Source organism: Pseudoalteromonas sp. TAE79 (genome assembly GCF_000498015.1).
Taxonomy (GTDB): domain Bacteria; phylum Pseudomonadota; class Gammaproteobacteria; order Enterobacterales; family Alteromonadaceae; genus Pseudoalteromonas.
In genome coordinates, this window is sequence record NZ_AUTL01000266.1 from 142233 (window position 1) to 149318 (window position 7086).

8 protein-coding genes and 1 tRNA gene are annotated in these 7086 nt (G+C 38.8%); 1 reads left to right on the forward strand and 8 read right to left on the reverse strand.

What is annotated here, in order from left to right:
• Positions 1–59: 59 nt before the first annotated feature.
• Complete coding sequence (locus L655_RS0121470; RefSeq protein WP_024606237.1) at positions 60–1508, forward strand: dihydrolipoyl dehydrogenase; 1449 nt, start codon at positions 60–62, stop codon at positions 1506–1508.
• Between the two features lie 408 nt (positions 1509–1916).
• Here L655_RS0121470 and L655_RS0121475 read toward each other — a convergent pair.
• From L655_RS0121475 to L655_RS0121510, 8 genes are all read right to left on the reverse strand, one after another.
• A tRNA-Arg gene (locus tag L655_RS0121475) sits at positions 1917–1991 on the reverse strand.
• 72 nt (positions 1992–2063) lie between these two features.
• Positions 2064–2738: a FlgO family outer membrane protein gene (locus L655_RS0121480; protein WP_024606238.1), complete on the reverse strand. Its 675-nt coding sequence runs from the start codon at positions 2736–2738 to the stop codon at positions 2064–2066.
• 8 nt (positions 2739–2746) lie between these two features.
• Entirely contained in the window at positions 2747–3448 is a 702-nt protein-coding gene (locus L655_RS0121485; protein ID WP_010553226.1) for a FlgO family outer membrane protein, read from the reverse strand.
• A gap of 13 nt (positions 3449–3461) precedes the next feature.
• On the reverse strand, positions 3462–4055 hold the full coding sequence (locus L655_RS0121490) for a FlgO family outer membrane protein (protein WP_024606239.1): 594 nt from the start codon (positions 4053–4055) through the stop codon (positions 3462–3464).
• A 55-nt stretch (positions 4056–4110) separates the two neighbouring features.
• Positions 4111–4695 carry an SPOR domain-containing protein gene (locus L655_RS0121495; protein WP_029752277.1) on the reverse strand — a complete coding sequence of 195 codons (585 nt, stop codon included), beginning with the start codon at positions 4693–4695 and terminating at the stop codon, positions 4111–4113.
• Between the two features lie 111 nt (positions 4696–4806).
• Entirely contained in the window at positions 4807–5490 is a 684-nt protein-coding gene (locus tag L655_RS0121500) for an SPOR domain-containing protein (RefSeq protein WP_024592961.1), read from the reverse strand.
• Between the two features lie 498 nt (positions 5491–5988).
• Positions 5989–6444 (reverse strand): IS110 family transposase, encoded by a 456-nt coding sequence (locus L655_RS0121505; RefSeq protein WP_050582234.1) that lies wholly within the window; start codon positions 6442–6444, stop codon positions 5989–5991.
• Between the two features lie 81 nt (positions 6445–6525).
• Positions 6526–7086, reverse strand: a 561-nt coding sequence (locus L655_RS0121510) for a transposase (protein ID WP_024604693.1), incomplete at its 5' end; no start/stop codon positions are given.

Below are 7086 nucleotides of genomic sequence, written 5' to 3' on the forward strand. Positions count from 1 at the left end.
GCTCAATTAGTAAATATAAATAGGGGCACTGGTTGCCCCTATTTTATAAGGAAAAAATAATGAAAGAATTGCAAACCGACGTTGTTGTTATTGGTGCGGGTACTGCGGGTTTAAGTGCTTATCGTAATGCTAAACAATTTACAAATAACGTACTTATGATCGAATCAGGCCCTTACGGCACTACCTGCGCACGAGTTGGTTGCATGCCGAGTAAATTATTAATTGCAGCTGCTGAAGCTGCGCACTCAATCACAATGGCACCTGCATTTGGTGTACACAGCTCTGCACCACGTATTAATGGTAAAGAAGTGATGGCACGCGTTAAAAGCGAACGCGACCGCTTTGCCGGATTTGTAGTAGAAGCTGTAGATGAATTACCAGATGGTGATAAAATTCGTGGTTACGCTAAATTTTTAGACACAAACCGCATACAAATAGACGACCACACAATTATTACAGCAAAACGCTTTGTAATTGCTACCGGTTCACGCCCTTCGTACCCTGGCGTATTTAATAACTTTGGCGACAAACTTATTATAAACGACGACGTATTTGACTGGGACGACCTTCCAGAATCGGTAGCCGTATTTGGCCCTGGTGTAATAGGTCTTGAAATTGGCCAAGCACTTAGCCGACTAGGCGTAAATGTAAAACTATTTGGTGTAGGCGGCGCAATTGGCCCACTTACAGATCCAGTAGTAAAAGACTACGCAAACACTGTTTTTGCCGAAGAATTTTTTGTTGATACCGACTCAAACGTATCCGACATGATGCAAGTAAACAGCAAAGCGCAGCTTACTTACACCGACAAACAAGGTGCTAAACACACCGAGCAATTTGACTACGTACTTGCCGCAACGGGGCGCGTACCAAACACAGATAAACTCGGCTTAGAAAACACCGGTATTGAACTCGATGAGCGCGGCGTACCTCACGCAGACACGCACACAATGCAATGTGGTGAATCAAACATATTTATAGCAGGCGATGCAAGTAACATGCTACCACTGCTACACGAAGCATCTGACCAAGGTGCTATTGCAGGTCAAAATGCAGGGCGCTTCCCAGATGTACGTATAGGTCTGCGCAGAGCTAAAATTGCAGCTGTATTTAGCGACCCACAAATAGCAATGGTAGGCGAAAGCTACAAGCAAATTACTGACCGATTAGGCCCATGTGGTTGTTTTGAAGTAGGCGAAGTCAGCTTTGAAAATCAAGGCCGCAGCCGAGTAATGCTAAAAAATAAAGGCCATATGCGAGTATACGCAGAGCAAGGTACAGGCTTATTTTTAGGTGCTGAGTTTATTGGTCCACAAGCCGAACATATTGCTCACTTACTAGCATGGGCTGTACAAAACAAAATGACCATACCAGAAATGCTTGATATGCCATTTTACCACCCAGTAATTGAAGAAGGCTTACGTACAGCACTTCGTGACTTAAACGCCAAACTTAAATTTGGACCAGACATTGTAAATTCATGTATGGAATGTGGCCCAGGCGCATAAGCTTAGGACTTAGGGCTTAGGGCTAAATAAAAATAATCAGCGAGTAAATTTATTTATTCGCTTTTTTATGCTCAACTTAAAGTGAGTGACAGCCAATCGATAATGCAAAATAGTGATATTAATTGATAACATACTTTTTCGTTGGGTTTCGCTGCGCTCAAGCCAACCTACGTATAAGCCACTCCGCCTGCGCGACAAAAACTTGAATAAGGTTTTTTATATCACGACCTAGCTTTAACTTAGTGCTGTAATATTTATTCGACTGAAGTGATAAATTGAATTAGATGTTTAAAATACAGAAGTATTAATAATCTTTTTTGAAAATGAATGCCTGAGTTAGCACTGCTACATATGTGCTAGATGAAGTTTGAATTTCAAAGCACCAACCTCGTAACTAATTGATTTTATTGGTAGCCCCTGCAAGAATCGAACTTGCAACTGCCCCTTAGGAGGGGGCCGTTATATCCATTTAACTAAGAGGCCACAAATAAGCTGTGTGCTTAGAGGTGTGAATTATAACGGCATCTGGTTTTTTATATCAAGCGACAACTGAACTTAATTGCTTGATAAGTATATATCTTCTTTATTTAGTACATAAATTGGGATTAGTTTTCGACTACTTGCGACGATTTTTTTTGTATGCGCGTTAATTACACGTGTATTTACAACAACAGCATCATGGCGATAAATTAATGTACCCGCTAATACATGGCTCGCCATTTGCTCTTCACTAAGCTTTTCAATATCACGTGAAAAAGCAAAATCACCACGGCTATTTACATCTATTGTTTGGGTTGTTTTAAAATCAACCACGCCATAACCAAACTTTTGTAACTGATGAATTAACGTCTCAGATATTTGATTACCCAATTGATTGCTTTTAGTAAGCGATGAATCAAGATCGACCAAGGTAGTAACGGCAATATTAATATTGGTGTCGGTATCACTTTCAAATTCAAGCGTATCAACCAAATCAAGTGCCATTTGCTCTACATAGTTAGCAAGTGTTTTATGGTGCTTAAGTGGTGTGAACTGCTGAGATGGATCGTATTCAACTTGCAATTGTATTGCTTGATTACTATAAGCAATATTAAGCTGATCATTACCACCGTTTACTGTGTAATCTGTTCGTGTTGTGTTTTCGTTATGCTCATTATTATGCGTCATTGAGCAGCCTGTTAACCCAATTAAAGTAGTAAATCCAACGATAGTAATTAGTATATACGACATAGTTAGCCTCACTTGCTTGCTTGCTTAAGCATTATGCCATCAGTGCGGTAGTTACTATTAAGTGCATCAACAACTGACTGCGGAATAAAACCTTGCGCAGTGCCTACTACGGCTTTGCTTTGCAGCCCAATAATACGTGCATTTACAAGGACTCCTCCTTGACTACTCACTAATGTGCCAGCGAGTACGTATTTAAAGTTTTGATCTTGGTTAAGCTCTAAATAATCTCGACTAAATACAAAGTCTCCTTCAGGTGTAACACGCATGTAGTCGGTTGTTTTAAAGTCAATAACGGGTATGCCAAAATTATGTAGCTCGTGCATAAAGCTTTCTGATATTTGATTACCCAGTAAACTACTGTCATTAAAATCATCATCTAAAAATACAAAGCTTGAAACAGCTAATGGTGTTTTTCCATTAACATATTGCAGATTTTCAACCATGTCTTGCATTATCCCGCGTACATAATGGTTTATGTTCTTTCGCATTGGCGGAGTCGGCTTAGTATGACTATTTTTTTGAGCAAAGTCCGATTGAAATAAACGGTCATTGGATACTGGATCTGCAACATCACGCTGATTATTAACGAGTTGCGTTGTTTGGTTATTATTTTGAACCTGGGTCTCATCCGTACCTGTATTCATACCATTTAGTATATGCGAACAGCCAAAGCCCAAAGGTAAACAGAGGGTAATTAATAGATTTCTCATTTTGTGCTCCTGGTTAGTATTCGCTGCGGTATAAGTAGCCATCGCGTTGCTGTATTTTTTCATTGCCCCACATTACATTAATTGGGATCTCTGTACTGCCGGCAGACAAAACTTGTTTATTATTAATATTTATCAAACGTGCATTTACAATATAAGCGTGTTGCTGACGGGTCACTGTGCCGGTAATAATTAAGTCAATATTCTGACGAGCGCGTAATTTATTTAAATCACGACTGAGTATACTGTCGGCATGTTCTGATAAGTTTAAGTTGTTTCCCAATCTATACTCAACGGTGTTATATCCCAGTTGGGTCATTTGAGTTAAAAGACTTTCTTGGATCTGTTGGCTTAAACCAAAACCTTGCTCTGTCATTAGTTTTGAGTCGATCTTATCGGCAAGAAAAAAGCTACTTACACCAATACGTGCATTTCTACTTAGCGGCCCTTGAAGATTATTAAGTTGGGCTGTTAAGTTATTAACGTATTCGCTTACTGTGTAGGCTGCCATAGCTGCTTTGGGAGCATTAGTACTGACACTCGGCTCGGGTTGAGGCGTTAAACTACAAGCTGCTAGGTTTACAAATAATAAGGGCAATAACAGGCGCATAGTTGCCATCCTCTTTTAAATATATAAGAGTTAAAGCAATTATTATGCCTAAAGATCACTGTTTGTAAGGTTGTTGAACATAATAGCTAACAAAACATGCTACTTGTTGCTTTATAAGAGCTAAACAATCATTTTTCGCATCCGCTGAATTGCTATAAGCACCTAACTTCAATCGATAAAAAGTTGTGTTATTAACACTTACGGTTTCTACATTTATCTCAGTGGATAAGATGATATTTTGTGGTATTTTTTTTTGAAATTCGCTGAGCTTCTTTTGCAATGCATTTTTATTTTTAAAAGCGGCAATTTGCAAAGCAAACAATGCCGAATCGGTTTTTAATATACTTTCGTTATTAACTACATCATTTACACGAGTATTTAGAACATCAGACTCATTTAGTTGTTTTAGGTTAGTAGCAAGCTGCGTTAATTTATTTTCTAACTTGAGTAGCTGCTCTACTTTTGGTTGAGAGCTTTCCCATTGTGCCGCAGAGCTTTTGAGCAGCTCCAAATCAGACTTTTCAATAAGAATCGGTTGCGGGGTTGCTTGAGCCATTTTAACTTGTTGAGATGAGTTACATGCAGATAAAACAAGTACACCCATTAGCATCATGCATTCTAAGCTCCGTTTTAAAAGCATTTTCCTTCCCTGAAATGACGTTGTTTTATGGGGTCATATACCCCTAAACGCATTTAATTATGAAGGGTGTATTTTATGGATAAACAGATTTTAAGCAAGTTTCTATTTTAACTACAGCTTTACTGGCTTATCAGTGTAGTTACTTACTATGCAATCGAGTTTGTACAGTTTGAATACGTCACAGTCTGCTTTTGCATTTTTAAAGTTTTGGTAAGAGCCAAGTTTCAGCCTGTAAAACATTTTGTCGTTTATTTTGGCGGTTTCTACGTTAGTCAATATTTTGTCTCTAAACAACGGTGCTGCTTTAGTATTTAGCTCTTGCCATGCTTTAGCCACACCTTGCTCTGAGTCAACCGAAGCTACCTGTAAAGCAAATACATGTTTAGGTTTATTTAATTTTACAGTTTGTTTTTTATTACTGTAATTTTGTTTAACTTGTTGGCGTGATTTAACATTACGTGTGTTTCGTGGTGAGCGTACAGACTTGCTGCTATACCCTTGATTAGACTGCGCAATAGCTTTGCTGTTTATAATATCGATATGATTTACGAGGTAAGTTATTTCTTTTTCTAATCTTAAAATTCGCTCTATGCCTTCACGAGCTTGTTGCCACTGCATTGCGGCATCTTTTAGCTGTGCAAGTTCAAGGGCTGTAATTGATACGTAGTCAGGCGAGTTACTTTGAGGTTGTTCATCAATGGTTTTTATTTCAGGCGAGACGCTGCATGCTGTACCAAATAAAAGCATTAGCAAGCTAAGTAAAAGCCCAATGTTATTTTTTTTATATATAAACATGTATTAGTTGTCCTGAAAGCAGTGTTTTTACACTACATTTCAGTTAAACATTCTCACAAGAAAGCGTTTAACTTTATTTAAGCTGTGAGCTATAAAACTTAGCTCTTCGCATGCTTGTCAGTGTTTCGTAAAACACAACGTTGCATACTCCATCCCTTCCTTGAGAGCATTATTTAATACAAATTCAATGCCAATTAACACAAACTTTACAACATAAATAACAATATGTCTGTAATGACTTAAAAACTTTTATTTTAGAGCTATTCCTTTTCTTATTTGATTCTAGGGCCTTATATGGACTCCCTATTAATGTCAAAAATAAAATTGAAATAAATTAGATGCTAGCTTATATACGGGCTCAAATTGAGGAGCTACCCCTGGCCTCAAATGTATTCGCACCTTCATGACTTTTCTGTTGAGCAGTTTTTCAAACTTCAGACCCTAACAGTCTATTGAAGGTCGGTCTTACCTATTTCAATCGATCTTTCTGACAAGTTTTTAAGCCACAAGTAATTGTGGCTGATAATCTTTGTTATGCTTTTGCATTGCAAAAGCCGTTCTGATTGTTTTATTTGCTAACGCTATTGCGGCTACTTTTTTGCCTCGACGTACACTTAATTCTTTTAACCATATATCTTTTTGGCTACGAACTTCTCTTTTTTCTAGTTGTGAAACAACAGCTAATGCGCCTTTATACAAAGCACTACGCAGCTTCTTATTTCCTATTACTTTAGATATCGAGCCTATCTTTTGTTTTCCCCCGCTACTATGCTGTACTGGTGTTAGACCAAAGCAGGCCGCAGCTTCTCGACCATTTTTAAAATGGGTTGTATTACCTAGTGCTATTTTAATCAGTATTGCACAGACCGGTCCCACGCCTTCTAATGCTTGCAAGCGTATACAGGTTTGATCTTCTTTAATTACTTCATGCAATTGCTTTTCAATCAGCTTCACCTCTTCGACCGCCTCAGTAAAACGCTGATAAACTCGGTTAATTGTGAAGCGAAAAGCGCCTGTTAGGCTAACACCATTCAGTTAAGCATGCTTTGACTTAATGGTGTACCGAGTTTTTGAAATTCGAACGGTCCTACTTTTGGGCCGTTTTCTTTTTTCTGGAAGAATATAACGTTTCACTCGTTCTCGCATTGCCCTTAATTTCTTTGGAATTGAACCTGGCGAAGCGATGGCACACCAGAGTATTTCATCCTGTATATCCCGCAAAGCCATGACAAAACTAATTCTCAGCGGGGAGACTTTAGCCTCTTTGGCTATTCGACTTATCTCTACTCGAATTAAATTGTAGGCTAGCAATATACCCCATAGCTCTTGATTGACTCCATCCACAGTCTGACTACGCAAAAGAATACTATCCTCAAGCATCTGGTGTTTTATTTCTCCATAGCTATTTTCAATTTCCCAGCGCTCGAAATAGACATCAAGAATGGCCTGTGCACCAAAGGCCTGTTTATCATCCAAAGAGCACAGCAGACCTTTTATTTTTCCAGGCCCCATTGGCTCAGGATAAAGAACCAGTCTGGCCTGCCAGCACTCAGGAAGCGAAGGGTCTTGTTTTCTGGCATGCGCAGATACACTCAT